At 47.3% G+C, this 15,877-nt stretch carries 12 protein-coding genes; 9 read left to right on the top strand and 3 right to left on the bottom strand.

Annotated features, from left to right (window positions below; translation table 11 throughout):
- The first annotated feature begins 54 nt into the window (after positions 1-54).
- The 4 genes from uxuA to G395_RS0117235 all read left to right on the top strand — a co-directional run bounded on the left by uxuA (position 55) and on the right by G395_RS0117235 (position 4,442).
- Positions 55-1,254, top strand: coding sequence for a mannonate dehydratase (gene uxuA, locus G395_RS0117250; RefSeq protein ID WP_026631199.1), 1,200 nt, complete (start codon positions 55-57; stop codon positions 1,252-1,254).
- Positions 1,255-1,297: 43 nt separating this feature from the next.
- Positions 1,298-2,086, top strand: a complete 789-nt coding sequence (locus G395_RS0117245; protein WP_051350222.1) for an SDR family NAD(P)-dependent oxidoreductase — start codon at positions 1,298-1,300, stop codon at positions 2,084-2,086.
- A 116-nt stretch (positions 2,087-2,202) separates the two neighbouring features.
- Positions 2,203-2,979, top strand: coding sequence for a ThuA domain-containing protein (locus tag G395_RS0117240; RefSeq protein WP_229204204.1), 777 nt, complete (start codon positions 2,203-2,205; stop codon positions 2,977-2,979).
- A 26-nt stretch (positions 2,980-3,005) separates the two neighbouring features.
- Positions 3,006-4,442, top strand: coding sequence for a Gfo/Idh/MocA family protein (locus tag G395_RS0117235; RefSeq protein ID WP_026631196.1), 1,437 nt, complete (start codon positions 3,006-3,008; stop codon positions 4,440-4,442).
- Between the two features lie 84 nt (positions 4,443-4,526).
- On the opposite strand, the gene G395_RS0117230 is transcribed toward G395_RS0117235, so the two are convergent.
- Positions 4,527-5,387: an AraC family transcriptional regulator gene (locus G395_RS0117230; protein WP_026631195.1), complete on the bottom strand. Its 861-nt coding sequence runs from the start codon at positions 5,385-5,387 to the stop codon at positions 4,527-4,529.
- A gap of 285 nt (positions 5,388-5,672) precedes the next feature.
- On the opposite strand from G395_RS0117230, the gene G395_RS0117225 reads away from it, so the two are divergent.
- Positions 5,673-6,101 (top strand): META domain-containing protein, encoded by a 429-nt coding sequence (locus tag G395_RS0117225; protein ID WP_035361620.1) that lies wholly within the window; start codon positions 5,673-5,675, stop codon positions 6,099-6,101.
- A 222-nt stretch (positions 6,102-6,323) separates the two neighbouring features.
- On the top strand, positions 6,324-7,151 hold the full coding sequence (locus G395_RS0117220; protein ID WP_026631193.1) for a sugar phosphate isomerase/epimerase family protein: 828 nt from the start codon (positions 6,324-6,326) through the stop codon (positions 7,149-7,151).
- A gap of 405 nt (positions 7,152-7,556) precedes the next feature.
- On the opposite strand, the gene G395_RS0117215 is transcribed toward G395_RS0117220, so the two are convergent.
- Both G395_RS0117215 and G395_RS0117210 read right to left on the bottom strand, forming a co-directional pair.
- Positions 7,557-9,002: a glycoside hydrolase family 125 protein gene (locus tag G395_RS0117215; RefSeq protein WP_026631192.1), complete on the bottom strand. Its 1,446-nt coding sequence runs from the start codon at positions 9,000-9,002 to the stop codon at positions 7,557-7,559.
- Between the two features lie 106 nt (positions 9,003-9,108).
- The gene (locus tag G395_RS0117210) at positions 9,109-9,669 is read right to left on the bottom strand and encodes a GNAT family N-acetyltransferase (protein WP_026631191.1); all 561 of its coding nucleotides are present in this window, start codon (positions 9,667-9,669) and stop codon (positions 9,109-9,111) included.
- Positions 9,670-9,831: 162 nt separating this feature from the next.
- Between G395_RS0117210 and G395_RS0117205 the strand changes: the two genes are divergently transcribed.
- From G395_RS0117205 to G395_RS0117195, 3 genes are all read left to right on the top strand, one after another.
- Positions 9,832-10,959 (top strand): Gfo/Idh/MocA family protein, encoded by a 1,128-nt coding sequence (locus G395_RS0117205; protein ID WP_026631190.1) that lies wholly within the window; start codon positions 9,832-9,834, stop codon positions 10,957-10,959.
- A 131-nt stretch (positions 10,960-11,090) separates the two neighbouring features.
- Entirely contained in the window at positions 11,091-14,855 is a 3,765-nt protein-coding gene (locus G395_RS0117200; protein WP_026631189.1) for a PVC-type heme-binding CxxCH protein, read from the top strand.
- Between the two features lie 125 nt (positions 14,856-14,980).
- Positions 14,981-15,859 carry an AraC family transcriptional regulator gene (locus G395_RS0117195; RefSeq protein WP_026631188.1) on the top strand — a complete coding sequence of 293 codons (879 nt, stop codon included), beginning with the start codon at positions 14,981-14,983 and terminating at the stop codon, positions 15,857-15,859.
- The last annotated feature ends 18 nt before the right edge of the window (positions 15,860-15,877 follow it).

Genomic DNA, 15,877 nt, shown 5'->3' with positions numbered 1-15,877 from the left:
GAAAGCGCAAACAATCGCGTCTGCATATTTATAACTTAATATGCAATTTATCCTATGATTCATACCATGCGCTGGTTCGGGCCTAATGATCCCGTTTCACTGATGGACATACGCCAGGCCGGATGCGCCGGAATTGTCAGCGCGCTGCACCAGATACCCGTAGGCGATGTGTGGTTGCCCGAAGCGATCGCAGAACGAAAAGCGCTGATTGAGGCTGGTAATGAACGATTTACGAAGCTTGAATGGCTGGTTGTTGAAAGTCTTCCCGTTCATGAACACATCAAAAAAGGCCTTCCTACCCGGGAAGTTTACATTGAAAATTATAAGCAATCATTAAAAAATCTTGCGGCCAGCGGGATCCGGATCGTTTGTTACAACTTCATGCCGGTGCTGGACTGGTCGCGTACGCAGCTGGACTATACAATGCCCGAAGGCCATAAAACCCTTCGCTTCGTTTGGGAAGATTTCGCATTGTTTGACATTTACATTCTTCGCAGGCCCAACGCCTTGGCCGATTACGAGCCTGAAATTCAGCAATCAGCTGGGGAAAAATTCGAGCGCATGTCGCCCGAAGAAATCTCTCATCTCACAAACACTGTTTTATTAGGATTACCCGGCTCGGAAGAGGCATTTGATCTTGTTAATTTCCAAAGCCTGCTGGACGCTTATGCGCACATTGGTGATCGGCAGCTGCGCGAAAATCTGTATTATTTTATCAAAGAAGTTGCGCCCCTGGCACACGAACTGGGCGTAAGCCTCTGCATTCACCCCGATGACCCGCCGAGGTCGTTATTGGGTTTGCCGAGGGTTGTCAGTACGGAAGCCGATCTCGACGAACTCATGCAAGCTAGTGATGTACGGGCCAATGGGATCACATTCTGCACCGGTTCGCTGGGTGTAAGAGCTGATAATGACCTTGTTAAAATCATTGAACGCTTCGGCGACCGCATTCATTTCGTGCATTTGAGAACCACGAAGCGCGAAGATGGCACCCGAAATTTCCACGAAGCACCGCACCTGTACGGAGATGTAGATATGTACGCCGTCGTGAAAGCATTATTAGCCGAAGAGCAAAAACGTAAGGAAGCTGGCTATCAGGACATTGAGCTCCCTATGCGTCCCGATCACGGTTTCCAGATGCTCGATGATCTGCACAAAAAAACATATCCCGGCTATTCCGGCATCGGGCGATTGAAAGCATTGGCAGAGCTCCGCGGATTGGAAGTGGGCATTAAGCGTGCTTTTCATTATTAAAATGCCGAACAAGAACATTTAATCACCTACGATTTTTATAGAAATGCCTGAAATTGAAGATTCTAACACAGCCGCTTTGAATGTCTTTTCACTCGCCGGAAAACTGGCGCTTATCACGGGCGGCGGAAGCGGCATTGGCTTTTACATTGCTCAAAGCATGGTTCAGGCCGGTGCCAAAGTGGTTATAACCGGTCGGCGCGAAGGTGTTTTGCAAGAAGCGGTCGCCACGCTCGGGCCTAATGTGCATTACTTTACCAATGACGTCACGCAACTAAGCACCATTCCCGCATTGATCGAGAGCATTGAGGCGAAGCATGGCCCGATTGATATTCTGGTGAATAATGCAGGCATTAATATGAAAAAACACGCCATTGAAGTCACAGATGAAGATTTCGACCGTGTTATTCAAACCAATTTACATGCGGTTTTTGCCGTAACAAGAGAAGTGGGCAAGCGAATGATCGTGCGCAAGCAAGGCTCTATCATTATGATTACCTCCATGGCCGCATTATACGGAATTGACCGCGTAGTGGCTTATACAGCTTCCAAATCTGCCGTTGGTGGCATGGTGAAAGCGCTGGCCACCGAATTTTCCCCTTATAATGTAAGGATAAATGCAGTAGCTCCGGGTTTTATAGAAACGCCCATGATGCTCACTGCCATGAACGGCGACCCATCGCGCCGAGACAAAGCCATGGACCGCACGCCCATGGGAACCTGGGGCAAACCAGACGACATCGGCTGGGCCGCAGTATTTCTCGCCTCCCCCGCCGCCAAATTCATCACCGGCGTCTCGTTGCCCGTAGATGGTGGGAATTCGATTGGTTTTTAACATTATAAAGAGCTTTTATACACTATAATCATAAACATTTCCTTAATCCAAGATCCATGAGAAGCACGAGTTTAATGAAATCAATAGGTCTGTTTTTGTTCTTTGTCATTTTTTTAATGGCAGAAACCCAAGCCCAAAAAATCAAATGGAACAAAGTCAAAGTCCTGGTTTACACTAAAAATGGGAAGGGTTATGTGCATGATAACATTGCGGCTTCGGTGGTGGCGATCCAGGCTTTGGGGAAGGAGCATGGTTTTGGGGTGGATGTGAGCGATGATCCTGCGAAGTTTACGGAAGAAAATTTGAAACAGTATGACGCGCTTATTTTTTCCAATACAAATAATAATGTCTTCGATACGGACGCACAGCGCGTTGCGTTAATGCGCTATATCCAGGCGGGCGGCAATTTTGTTGGCCTGCATTCCGCCTCCGGGACTGAGCGGAAGTGGCGCTGGTTCAAGGATATGCTGGGCGGAACCTTCTTCTGGCATGAACCCGGACAAAGCTTCACAGTGAATGTTTTGGATTCCAAAAATCCTTCCCTGGCGCACCTACCTGCGAAATGGGAGCGCAAAACGGATGAATTTTATTTTATCAAAGAGCTGGGCGTAAACCTGAATGTGCTGGCTGTAAATGATCATACAACCATTCAAAAACCTGCTGGGAAGGCACTGGACACATTTGGGACCGTTTTCCCGTCGGTTTGGTGGCATGAGTACGACGGTGGCCGCGCATTCTATACTTCGCTTGGGCATCAGAAAGAAGATTATGAACAGGAAGATTTGAGAAAACACATTCTGGGAGCCATCGAATGGGCCATAGGACCTCAGAAAGCTAGAAATTACAGCAGGGCTTATGCAACAAGCCCCACCGACGAAGTGCGTAAAAAGTAATATCAAAAACATTAATCCTGAATCCAATGAAAAATTTAACAGAAGAAAACGGCCAGGACAGAAGGTCGTTCCTGAAAAGCGCCGCCACCGGAACGGCCGGCATCATTGCCGCTTCCATGTTCCCAACGATCGTCCCGGCAAGTGTTTTTGGCAAATACGCGCCTAGTAACCGAATCAACATTGGCCAGATCGGCATCGGACGCATTGCAACCGGTCATGATTTGCCCGAGATCCTGAAAAATGAGGTGGCTCATGTGATGGCTGTTGCGGATGTGGATAAAAACCGGCTTGCGCAGGGCAAACAGTGGATTGAAAAGAAATATGCGGATAAAACCGGCAAAGCGAATTACGTAGATGTGAAAGCATATGACGATTATAAGGAGCTTTTGGCCAATAAAGAAATTGACGCGGTGATCATCAGCACGCCCGATCACTGGCATGCACAGCCTGCGATGGAGGCGGCTGTTGCAGGCAAGCATATTTACATGCAAAAACCCACTTCGCTGACGATCAAGGAAGGCCGTATGATGGCGGATATGATCAAGAAAAAGAAAGTGGTTTTCCAGTTGGGAAGTCAGCAGCGATCCATGAACCCGTGGCCGCAATTCAAAAGAACTTGTGAGCTGGTTCGCAATGGCCGCATTGGCAAGCTGAAAAAAGTTTACGTAGGCTTACCGGGTGATCCGGCGGGTGGTAACACCGAAAAAATGCCCGTTCCTTCCAATTTGAATTATGATATGTGGCTGGGCTCAACGCCCGAAGTATACTATACGTTGGATCGCGTGCATTCCCAAACTGACATTAACGACCGTCCGGGATGGCTGCGTTTAGAGCAATTCGGCGCGGGCATGATCACCGGCTGGGGTTCCCACCACATTGACATTGCGCATTGGGGCATGGATACCGAGTTGACCGGCCCGATTGAAATCGATGGAAAAGCTACATTCCCGCCTTCCGGCTCTGGCTTATGGAATGTGCACGGCGACTTCCTGGTGAATGCGAAATATGCTAATGGCGTTGAAATGGAGATCGGCGGCACCAATCCCAACGGGGTCAAATTCGAAGGAACGGACGGCTGGATCTTCGTTTCGCGTGGCAATGTGGGCGTGACGGCTTCCGATCCGGGCGCAGCTGCCGCGGCAAAGGAAAATAAGGCATTTTATGCAAGTGATCCTAAAATCCTGGGTTCGGTAATCCAGGCGAATGAAAACCACCTCTACGAAAGCCCCGAACAACACCAGAACTGGCTCGAATGCATTCAAAATGGCAAACAAACCGTGAGCCACGCAGAAATTGCACAACGTTCGTGCTCAGCGTGCTTGATCGCGCATACAGCGATGAAATTGGGCCGTAAATTGAAATGGGACCCGAAAAAAGAAGAATATATTGGTGATAAAGAAGCAAATGCAACATTATCCCGGCCGCAACGCGGACCATATGGGACAAACTATGTGAAAGGATAAACCAGTTGCAGCCAGTCAATAAAATCAATCAATTTTTTCAATTGCCCCGGGCTTAAGCCCGGGGCAATTGAAAAAATTGATTGATTAGTAGTTTCCTTTGTATTCTCTCGGAGTATGCCCGATGTATCTTTTAAAATTTCTATTAAAATTGGATAGAGAATCAAATCCGCTGTCATAGGCAATCTGGGCAATAGTCCATTTGTCTTCCAATAACAGCTTGCATGCGTGCCCGATCCGGATTTCGTTTACAAAATCAATAAAAGTCTTGTTTGACCTGGCTTTGAAATATCTGCAAAAAGCCGCCTCAGTCATCCCCGCCAGCGACGCCACATCACCCAGCCTGATTTCCTGCGAAAAGTGTTGCAGCACATAATTGTGCACCTTATGCATGCGCTCAGTCTCGGAAACTTTGTAAGTATTGACATAACCGTAACTCGAAATCGGCGCGCCTCCCGGCTCATGCGCAAGCTTATCAAGCAATGTGAGCAGCTGAATGATGGTTTGAAAACCTTCCGAATGCATGATCGACATCAATTCCGAACGGATATGGCTTCTCAACTCACCCTTATATTCAATGCCGCGTTTCGAATCCAGAAGCAACTGCTTCAACGCCAGCATCTCTGGTTTCTCCAAAAAATCCTTCCCCAGAAAATCCTCCTGAAAGTACAAAACAACGCCATGTGTCGCCAGTGACGAACCGGTGTCGAAATAAGCCGCGTCGCTGCGCCACAGGTGGGGAACGTCAGGCCCGAGGAAAACCGTATCACCAGGACCGAACGTTTGCACAGAATCGCCGATCAACCGCTTGCCAGTCCCTTCCAAAACAGTGAACAACTGGTAATGTGGATGAAAATGCCAGTTAGGATCGAAATGAGGTGCTTTCAACTCCTGGATCGTCACTGTCCTGACCTGGCTTTCAATATTTTTATGGATTGGCGCCTTCATAAACCTGCTTTATTTTACCTTCATGCAATACAAAAGTAGCACATTGCCATCAAAATACGGCCAGTAATGGATTTCTACTGATCCGTTTATCCAAAAAATCAATTATGCAACGGCAAAAGAAATTTCCGTGAATCGCGTTGTAATTAACGTAGTGCAGCACTGCGGGATTTATGCGCCAGACCTTTTATGGCATAGTTTTTTAATTATTGAACGCTCGTAAATCCAATTCCAACGTTTTGAGTTACGTTGTATTCTATAACTTCAAATAGCAGTAATTAAGCAGTCATGAACAAAAATATTACCTTCCTAGCGTTCCTGTTTGGCATTTTCGCCTTGTCCAGCTGTGGAAAAACAACCACAATCAACACAAATATGGAGCTCACTGGAAAATGGGAGCTGCAAAGTATAGTACAAAATTCAGACACGATAAAAAAACCTGCATTAGCTAAAGGACAAATGCCCGTAAGCCTGCATTTTAAAGAAAAAGGCGAGCTGGAAGGAACATCCTCAACCAACATTCTGACAGGTTTTTATGAAACAGCACAACAGAACACCATTCAGATGGGCGGCGGCGGCACCGAACGTGCGGAAACGCAGTGGGGTAATCTGTTTGTAAACGCAATTCCAAATGTAAATCTGTACGACCTGAAAATGAATAAGCTGGTTCTTTATTATGAAAATAACAATCAGTTGATTTTCAGTAGAGTGCAATAATTTTTTTATATAAATATGAAAGCGGCAGCTTTGATCCGATGGTCAGGCTGCCTTTTTTCTTGCCTCAGCTCTTACTTTATTTTGCCCTAATCCAATCGTGGCACCCGCTAAAAGATCAATATGCGGTTGATATTTGTCAAATCAGGTAAAATTTGAAGCGGTTTTTTATTGTAAAATTGTGTGCATCTTAGCAGGACATTTCCTGACCAAAAACCTTTTTTGATGAAGTACAGCATGAATCTCCTCCTCTGGGGGCCACAAATTGACGATAGCCTTTTCCCTACCCTCGAACTGATCAAAGAAATTGGCTTTGACGGCGTAGAAGTCCCGATTTTCAACACCAACCCTGCACATTGGTTTAACTTCCGTAAAAAGCTCGACGAGCTCGGTCTGGCTTGTGAAACCGACACGATCTGCGGCCCATCGGAACATTTGATCAGCCCTGATCCAGCCATGCGCAGGCATACAATTGACCATTTGAAAAGTGCATTGGATTGCTCGCTTGTGCTGGGTGCAACCAAATTAATGGGCCCTTACCATTCTGCATTGGGCGTTTTCACAGGCCAGCCCGCCACGCAGGAAGAATGGCAATGGGCAATAGAAGGCATCCGCGAAGTGGCCGATTATGCTGAATCCCTGGACATTACATTAGGACTCGAATATCTCAATCGTTTCGAGCTCTATCTTACATCCTGCGGCGACGAGCTCATCCGCTTTGTAGACGAAGTGAACCACCCGCATTGCAAGATCATGTTCGACACTTTCCATGCTAACATTGAAGAAAAGAACATCGGCGACACCATGCGTAAAGCAGGCGACCGTATTTCATTTATACAACTTTCTGAAAACGACCGCTCTACACCCGGCAAAGGAAACGTAGATTGGGAAGGCGTCTTTAAAGCCATCAAAGAAATTAAATACGACGGCTGGATCAGCATTGAAGCATTCAGCCAAAGACTGCCAGTCGCTAACATCTGGCGCAAAATGTTCGAATCCGAAGAGCAGCTCATGCGTGACGGACTGGCCTTCATCAAATCCAATTTATCCTGATCATCCAAAAAATCGAGGCTAGGAAATCGGTCGAACCTACGGCTCTTTCTCGTCGATGGTGCACTTACATCGCAACAGCCGTAGGCTCGGAACTTTTTTTACCAGCGGGTTTCAGCCCGTTGGCACCCAACAAAGCCCGGGTTGAAACCCGGGCTAGGAAATCGGTCGAGCCTACGGCTTTCTCGTCGATGGTGCACTTACATCGCAAGAGCCGTAGGCTCGGAACATTTTTTACCAGCGGGTTTCAGCCCGTTGTTTTCTATTAAGCCCGGGTTGAAACCCGGGCTAGGAAATCGGTCGAGCCTACGGCTTTCTCGTCGATGGTGCACTTACATCGCAAGAGCCGTAGGCTCGGAACATTTTTTACCAGCGGGTTTCAACCCGCTGTCACCCAACAAAGCCCGCTTAATAAACCTTCGCCAACAAATGCGGCCGCTCCTTTTCCAACTTCAAAATCAACTCCCCAAATAAAGTATTCACCCAAGCAAACCACTTCCGCGTAAACTTACTCTGATCATCCTTATCAAAAGATTCATGCATAAAACCAGTATTATTATGCGTGGTTTTAAGCAATTTTAATTGCGCTTCAATTTCTTTTTCGTCGGTAGAAGTGATGGCCCGCGCGATGATGCCCATAGGCCAGATCTGGTTGACCAATGTGTGCGGGCTGCCCAGGCCTTCGCCGGCTTTGCCTTTGAAGAAATAGGGATTTGAGTCGCTCAGGACGAATTTTCTGGTATTGATGTAGATCGGATCTTTTACGGACATTGCGCCGAGATAGGGCATACTGATCAAGCCTGGGATTCCGGCGTCGTCCATTAACAAGTAATTGCCAAAACCGTCCACTTCAAATGCATAGATCTTGCCGAATTCCGGATGCGGGTAAACGGCGTATTTCTTTAATGCAGTTTCAACTTCCGTTGCCAATGCTTTGAAATCACCAGCCATTTTCGCGCCTTCGCCACCCACTTTTTCCAACATTTCAGCCACTTCGCGGAAGGAAACGACTGCAAAGAAATTGGAAGGAACGAAGAATGGGTACATTGCAGCATCATCCGAAGGACGGAATGTGCTGGCTATCAAACCATTTGGCTTCACGGGATTACCGTAACCATTGCCCGGAACCGTGTCCGTAGACCACGATGTAACCCGACCGAATTTGTAAGGGCCGGGGCCGTCTTTGCGTTGCTGTTCTTTGCAGGTTTTCAGGATTAAACCCATTGCCTTCGTCCAATCGGCGTCGAATGGCTTGGTGTCTCCTGTGATTTTCCAATAATTGTAAGCAAGTCGAATGGTGTAGCACAGCGAGTCCAGCTCCCATTTGCGTTCGTGGAGCATGGGTTTCATGTCTGTTACGTCCTTGGTCCATTCACTTTCTTTGGGGCGGTCATAAAATGCGTTCGCGTAGGGGTCGATGATGATGCATTTGGTCTGGCGGTTGATGAGGCCGGCGACCATATCTTTTAGTTTATTGTCTTCTTTTAGCAATGGTAAATACGGCCAAACCTGCGCTGTACTGTCGCGGAGCCACATGGCGTCGATGTCGCCGGTAATGACGAATGTGTCGGGCTTGCCGTCGATAGGCTTGTAGTGGACGGTGGTGTCAATGGTGTTAGGAAAGCAGTTTTCAAAAAGCCACGCCAACTCCGGGTCTTTGATCACTTTTTTCATCCGCGTAATGGTAGCTTCTACCGCAGGACTGGTGAAGCTCCGCTTATCGGCAGGAATGCGGACAACTGGAAAATCGGCTGCGTTTTTAGCAAATGACCAATTGGAAACGGCCATTCCGGCCACTGCCATCGCGCTGGCTTTTATAAATGTTCTTCGTTCAGAACTGCTCGGTTGAGACATGAATTCAGGTAAAAAGGATTTATTAAAATATTTTAAAGAAGCAATTTAGGCAAAAATTAATCACAAGAAACGATGTAACCGCTCTCCTGACCAGCATTAGCAAACATTAACTTTTCATTCCTTCCCAAACCATATGATCATACGTATGCCCAAGAAAATCCTTTTCACCAGCGACCCTAAAACCAACTTTTTCATAAATCTTCCGGGCATCCGGATTCACATGATCCACAATCAGCCCAACGCGGTTGAAATGCTTTGAAGCCGCCAGCTCACAGAATGCATTCAGCAGCTTTTTACCAATTCCCTTTCCCTGATGCGCCGGATCGACATTCACACAATCAATGTAAAATTCACCCGCTTCCGTTTCGTCGCCCGGAGAAAAATCGGGATCTGATTCGCGGAGTACTTTCAGCACGGGCGCACGGAGCTCATGCAGGCGCGCGCCGTCATAACCCACAATGGAGCCGATCACGCCGATTCCGTCTTCGTAAACCAATGTATTTTCATAACTATATTGATTGCCTTTTGCACCGATAAACTGCTCCATCAACGGAATAGCGTCCTCCGGATCATCGGATTTTGCGAACTGGCAGGCAATGTGCCCCAGAGCTAAAACAATGAGGGGAGCGAGGGCGGAAGCGTCTGCTGCGGTGGCTGGTCGGATCATAAATTTTCAAAATTTCTATCTATATTTTGCAAGAAATTGACGCTGGGCCGAAAACTAGGTCAAAATCGAGTCAGTACTAATCAAAAGACGAAAAGTTTTTAGCACTATTTTGTTTTAAAATTGTATTGCCTTAAACCGGATCATTAACCTACCAAAATAAATATGTCTCAAAAAATTAATGTTGCGATCGTTGGTCTTGGCTTTGGAGCCGAATTTATCCCCATTTACCAGCAACATCCCAATGCAAACATGTACGCAATTTGCCAGCGTACAGAGTCGAAACTGAATGAAGTTGGCGACCAATATGGCATCGAAGTGCGTTACACAAGTTACGACGACCTTTTGAATGATCCGAATGTAGATGCAGTGCACATCAACTCCCCGATCCCCAATCATGCCGAGCAAACACTGAAGGCGTTGCGCGCTGGCAAGCACGTGGCCTGCACGGTGCCGATGGCGACGAGCGTGGACGATTGCATTGAAATCGTGAAAGCGACCAAGGAATCGGGCAAAAAATACATGATGATGGAAACCGTGGTTTACGCGCGGGAATTTTTGTTTGTAAAAGAATTATATGAAAAAGGCGAGCTGGGAAAAGTGCAGTTCCTGAAAGCAAGCCATCAGCAGGATATGGAAGGCTGGCCTGATTACTGGCCTGGATTGCCTCCTATGCATTACGCGACGCACTGCGTAGGCCCGGTTGCAGGACTTTTGAAACTGGAAGCGGAGTATGTTTCCTGCTTCGGTTCAGGCACGATCAGCGAAGATCTGGCCAAAATCCACAACTCTCCTTTTGCGGTTGAATCTGCGCATATTAAATTTAAAGACAGCGATTTATCAGCTTATGTATATCGTTCGTTATTCGATGTGGCGCGTCAGTACAGAGAGAGTTTTGAGGTTTACGGCAGCAAAAAATCTTTCGAATGGCCATTAATCGAGGGCGAAGATCCTGTAATCCACACAGCAAAAAAGCCAGAGCATGAAATCGCTGAAAAAGTGGCAACGCCTGATTACGCACATTATTTGCCTGAGGAAATCCGTCATTTCACAGGCAAAGGCGTTTACAATCTGGATGAAAACGCGCATTTGTCATTTGTACAGGGAGGCGGCCACGGCGGCTCGCACCCACATTTGGCACACGAGTTCATCACCGCATTAATCGAAGACCGCGAGCCCTTCCCGAATGCATGGCAGTCGGCAAACTGGACGAGCGTTGGGATTTTAGCGCACGAGTCGGCATTGCAAGGCGGGGCGTTGATTCAGCTTCCTGATTTTAAGGAGCTGGCGTAAGGCTGTCAGCCTGAGCGGAGTCGAAGGCGCGCTACTCCTCGGTAACGCGCCTTCGACTCCGCTCAGGCTGACAAAGGCCAAAAGCTAGCCGCAACATACAACAAAGCTACAACAATAAGAGAAACAACTCAATGAAAATCAAAGCGTTATCCTTTATCCTTGGTATTGTCCTGCTGGGCTGTGCCTCTCAGCCTTCATCGCAGAACGCGTCGGTGAAGAGCTCCTCGGCCAAGAGCGAGGCCGGAAAGGCGCGGCGTCTGGAAATCCTGTTTTTGGGAGATAACGGACACCATAAGCCTGCTGAACGCGTGCCGCAGATCATGGCTGCATTGGGCCCGAAAGGTTTCAACTTTACCTACACGGATAACCTGAACGACCTTAACCCTGAGACACTTAACAAATACGATGCCCTGATGCTTTATGCAAACTGGGATTCCATCGCGCCGCAGCAAGCGAAAGCATTGCTGGATTACGTGGCGAGCGGAAAAGGTTTTATCCCCATTCACTGCGCTTCGTATTGTTTCCGCAACAACCCGGAAGTAGTGAAGCTGATCGGTGGCCAGTTCTGGAGACATACCTGGGACACAATCCAGCCTGTTTGGACAAAACCAGATCACCCTGCAATCGCTGGTGTGAAGGAGTTCAAAACAGTGGATGAAACCTATTTACACGAAAAATTACAGCCTGACAACATTGTCCTGACGGAACGTTTTATCCAAAAAGATCAGGAAAAAGACAGAACGGGGCAGCAAAAAGAGCCTTATACATGGGTAAGGACGCACGGAAAAGGCCGCATTTTTTATACGGCTTACGGCCACGACGAACGCACCTGGTCGGTTCCTGGGTTTCAGGATATGATTGAAAAAGGGATTCTTTGGGCGGTGAATGATGACGCAAGAAAATCATTGGCAGCATTGGCCCCAAAACCATTTGAATACCGCGAAGCCAAACTGCCTAACTACGAACAGCGCCCTGGCCCGCAAATGCAGCAATTGCCTTTGTCGCCCGAGGAATCTGTAAAGCACATTCAAATCCCGGTTGACTTTACATTGGACGTTTTTGCACACGAGCCGGATGTAATGCACCCGATCGCAATGACCTGGGATGAGCGCGGCAGATTGTTTGTTTTGATCACAAAAGATTATCCAAACGAGCGCAAAGACACAGGCGGAAGCGATTACATTCTAATTTGTGAAGACACGAATAAAGATGGTAAGGCCGATAAATTCACGAAATTCTCAGATGATCTGAGCATTCCAACAGGCCTTGTTTTTGCTAATGGCGGGATCATCGTTTCGCAAGCACCGCATATGCTGTTTTTGCAAGACACCAATGGTGATGACAAAGCGGATGTGAAAAAAATCTTGTTCTCAGGCTTTGGAACGGGCGATACGCACGCCGGACCTTCGAATTTGCACTACGGATTTGATAACTGGATCTACGGATCAGTGGGTTACTCAGGCTTCAAAGGCAAATTCGGAAACGCCGATTCTTTGAACTTCGGACAAGCACTTTTCCGCTTTAAGCCGGACGGAACGGATATGGAAATTGTTGCTAAAACTTCCAATAACACGTGGGGACTTGGTTTCAACGAAGCGGGTGATCTTTTCGGCTCAACGGCCAACAACTCGCACGGCTGGTATAGCGCCATTCCGAACCGCTATTTTGGAAAAAGCAAAGTCGACAACGGAAGCCGGAGCACGGATACACATAAAGACATGCAGCCCATCACACCGAAAGTCCGCCAGGTGGATGTTTTTGGCGGATTTACTGCGGCAGCCGGACATAATTTTTATACAGCAAGAGCATTTCCAAAGAAATATTGGAACAATGTTGCTTTCGTTTCTGAGCCTACGGGGCACATTTTGCATCAAAATATCATGAAGCCGAAAGGAACTGATTTTGAAGATGCATTAGGCTTCAACTTGCTGGCTGGCGCGGACGAATGGGTTGCGCCTGTGTTTGCAGAAGTTGGCCCGGATGGTGCCGTTTGGGTGGCTGACTGGTATAGCTACATTATCCAGCATAACCCAACCCCAAAAGGATCTGAAAACGGAAAAGGAAATGCGTATGAAACCGATTTGCGTGATTTTACACACGGTCGTTTGTATCGCATTGGATGGAAGAACGCGCCGAAATACACGCCAATCGTTTTGAGCAAGGATCGCCCTGACGAACTGGTTGCGACATTGAAAAACACCAATATGCTATGGCGCCGTCACGCGCAACGCCTTTTGGTGGAACGCGGAAATAAGGATGTTACAGGCAAATTGGTTGAATTGGTTAAAGACAAATCGGTTGATGAAATTGGTCTGAACACTGCTGCCATTCACGCCTTATGGACATTACACGGTCTGAAAGCCATAGAAGATCCGCAAGTTTTGGCTGCTGTAACAGAAGCATTGAAACACCCATCGGCCGACGTGCGTAAAACAGCTGTTCAGGTGTTGCCACGCACTCCTGCCACTGCGCAGACATTGCTGACTGCCGATGCATTGCACGACAAAGCGCCGCTTGTGGTTTTGAACTCGCTGCTTGCGTTCTCTGAAATTCCTTACACGCCGGAAGTTGAAACTGCGGTTTTAGGATTAATGGACACTTATGCAATGCCAGAAGATCGCTGGATGCCGGATGCTTTTGCAGCCGTTTTAAATGCACAAGATGGCAAGTTGCGTGAAAAATATTTGGCACAACGCGTAAGCAAATCTTCGGCAACGGCCGCGGCAACGCAAAAAGCAAATGCAGATAAAGGGATGGATCATAGCAACATGGACCACAGCGCGCACACCGCAGCTGCGAAACCAACCGTTGAAGGCAGTGCTGAACTTGCAATTACCAACATTACTATTGAGCCCAAAACTCCTTACGTTCGTGAATATGCACGTGTAGTGATTGAAATTACAAACCAAGGCTCGGTGGCAGTTCCAAAAGAGCTTGTTCCGGTTGTGAATGTGGGCATCAGAAGTCGTTCATTGAACACGAATTACATCAGCCGCCAGCTTACCAATGGCATCGCGCCGGGCGAAACGGTGAAACTGACAGAAGGAAATAACGGCCCCTGGAAATCAGGTTTCGGCTTTACTTCTGACGAATCCGGAAAAGTGAACATTACGGCAACGGTGGACGTAGACAATGTCGTTCCTGAAAAAGACGAGAACAAAAATAACACCATGACCAAAAGCTTCGAAGTGAAGCGCATGGATAAATTGTCTGACTTTGCTTTGGAACGTGCAACACGTGGCTATACGTCTTATGCAAGCGGCGACGATGTTTTGAAATTAATGAAAACGGCACAAACGCTGGATCCGCAAGGACGCAACGCCATCTTCAAAGGAATCGTAGGCGCATGGAATCCAAAACGCAAAGAAACTGCAAACGACGAAGGCAAAACATTGCTTGCTTCGATCAAAGGCGACATTCCGGACGATTTGAGCACACGTTTCACGACATTGATGGAATCTTATGGCATTAAGGAAGATGTCGCAGTTGACCCGAATGTGCAGGTGGTTCAGATCAAAGCGATCCGTGAAGAAATGAAATTTAGCTTAACCGAATTCACTGCAGTTGCAGGCAAAACAATTGAGCTAGTTTTTGAAAACCCGGATGCCATGCAGCATAATGTGGTCGTTGGAAAACCAAAATCGACTGAAATAATCGGTGCAGCCGCCGACAAAATGATCACAGCCAAAGACGGCGCTGAGAAAAACTACGTTCCGAACATTCCGCAGGTTTTGGCAGCAACGCCGCTTGTAAATCCGGGACAAACTTTCCGCCTGAAATTCGTCGTGCCTGATGCAGTCGGCGATTACCCTTACGTCTGCACATTCCCAGGTCACTGGAGATTGATGAAAGGCAATATGAAGGTGATCAAAGAACAGGCCGTTTTAAGTAAATAATTCAAGAATTCGAGGCATAATGCCTTTAAATACGATCCTGGGTGCAACTTTTCCCGCACCCAGGATTCTTTGTTTTAAACAAAACAGCTACATTACATTGCAGGCTGCGCCCGCACCTTACTTCAATGAAAGTCGTTCAATTCACCATTCCCGTTTCCAAAGAGCACACCATTGTGGTGCAGGAGGACATTTTGCCGCATTACTACAACCATTTGCACCGGCACCGGGAAGTTCAGATTGAATGGGTCGTGGAAGGTTCGGGCATCCTCATCGCCGGAAATTATATGCAAAGATTTGAATCCGGCGAAGTCTACATTATCGGCGCCAATCAATCGCATATTTTCAAAAACGACGAAGCCTATTTCAATCCCGAAGAAAAAAAGCAGGTCCATTCCGTCTCCATTTTCTTCAATCCTACCCAACTCCACCAGAACATTCTAAGCTTGCCCGAAATGGCGAGCATCAAAAAATTTGTAGACGGCCTGCACAATGGTTACCAAATCCCGGAATCAGCATTACCAATTGTCCAAAAAACCATTTCAGAATTAAAGCAAAACAAAGACAGTCTACGCGTAGCATCATTCATTTCGTTGCTGCATTTGTTTTCCACCATCCGCGACATCAAACCGCTGGCGACCAACAACAGTGAGCAAATTATTTCCGAAGTCGAAGGAATCCGAATGGACCAGATTTTTCAATATCTGGTCAGCAATTACAAAAGGCACATTTCCCTCGCCGAGATCTCCGAAATCTCCAACCTCACGCCCCAAGCTTTCTGCCGCTATTTCAAAAAACACACAGACAAAACCTTCATCAGCTTCCTCAACGAAGTCCGCGTAAACGAAGCCTGCAAAATCATCATTTCCGGCATGTTCGACAGCTTTTCCGATGTGAGTTACCAGACTGGTTTTGATAATGTGACCAATTTTAATCGGGTTTTTAAGAAGATCATGGGGAAGTCACCGCGGGAGTTTCATAGAGATTTTCGGGAGCGGGTTGGTTGAGGGTAGGTTTTATTCCCA

The sequence above is a fragment of the Dyadobacter alkalitolerans DSM 23607 genome (assembly GCF_000428845.1).
GTDB classification, from domain to species: domain Bacteria; phylum Bacteroidota; class Bacteroidia; order Cytophagales; family Spirosomataceae; genus Dyadobacter; species Dyadobacter alkalitolerans.
This window is presented reverse-complemented; position numbering and strand designations above follow the sequence as displayed.

Excerpts from the sequence above, each read along its gene's own strand:
- G395_RS0117235 (WP_026631196.1), top strand. The coding sequence starts at position 3,006 with ATGAAAAATTTAACAGAAGAAAACGGCCAGGACAGAAGGTCGTTCCTG.
- uxuA (WP_026631199.1), top strand. The coding sequence starts at position 55 with ATGATTCATACCATGCGCTGGTTCGGGCCTAATGATCCCGTTTCACTG.
- G395_RS0117215 (WP_026631192.1), bottom strand. The coding sequence starts at position 9,002 with ATGTCTCAACCGAGCAGTTCTGAACGAAGAACATTTATAAAAGCCAGC.
- G395_RS0117220 (WP_026631193.1), top strand. The coding sequence starts at position 6,324 with ATGAAGTACAGCATGAATCTCCTCCTCTGGGGGCCACAAATTGACGAT.
- G395_RS0117240 (WP_229204204.1), top strand. The coding sequence starts at position 2,203 with ATGGCAGAAACCCAAGCCCAAAAAATCAAATGGAACAAAGTCAAAGTC.
- G395_RS0117225 (WP_035361620.1), top strand. The coding sequence starts at position 5,673 with ATGAACAAAAATATTACCTTCCTAGCGTTCCTGTTTGGCATTTTCGCC.
- G395_RS0117200 (WP_026631189.1), top strand. The coding sequence starts at position 11,091 with ATGAAAATCAAAGCGTTATCCTTTATCCTTGGTATTGTCCTGCTGGGC.
- G395_RS0117245 (WP_051350222.1), top strand. The coding sequence starts at position 1,298 with ATGCCTGAAATTGAAGATTCTAACACAGCCGCTTTGAATGTCTTTTCA.
- G395_RS0117195 (WP_026631188.1), top strand. The coding sequence starts at position 14,981 with ATGAAAGTCGTTCAATTCACCATTCCCGTTTCCAAAGAGCACACCATT.
- G395_RS0117205 (WP_026631190.1), top strand. The coding sequence starts at position 9,832 with ATGTCTCAAAAAATTAATGTTGCGATCGTTGGTCTTGGCTTTGGAGCC.
- G395_RS0117230 (WP_026631195.1), bottom strand. The coding sequence starts at position 5,387 with ATGAAGGCGCCAATCCATAAAAATATTGAAAGCCAGGTCAGGACAGTG.
- G395_RS0117210 (WP_026631191.1), bottom strand. The coding sequence starts at position 9,669 with ATGATCCGACCAGCCACCGCAGCAGACGCTTCCGCCCTCGCTCCCCTC.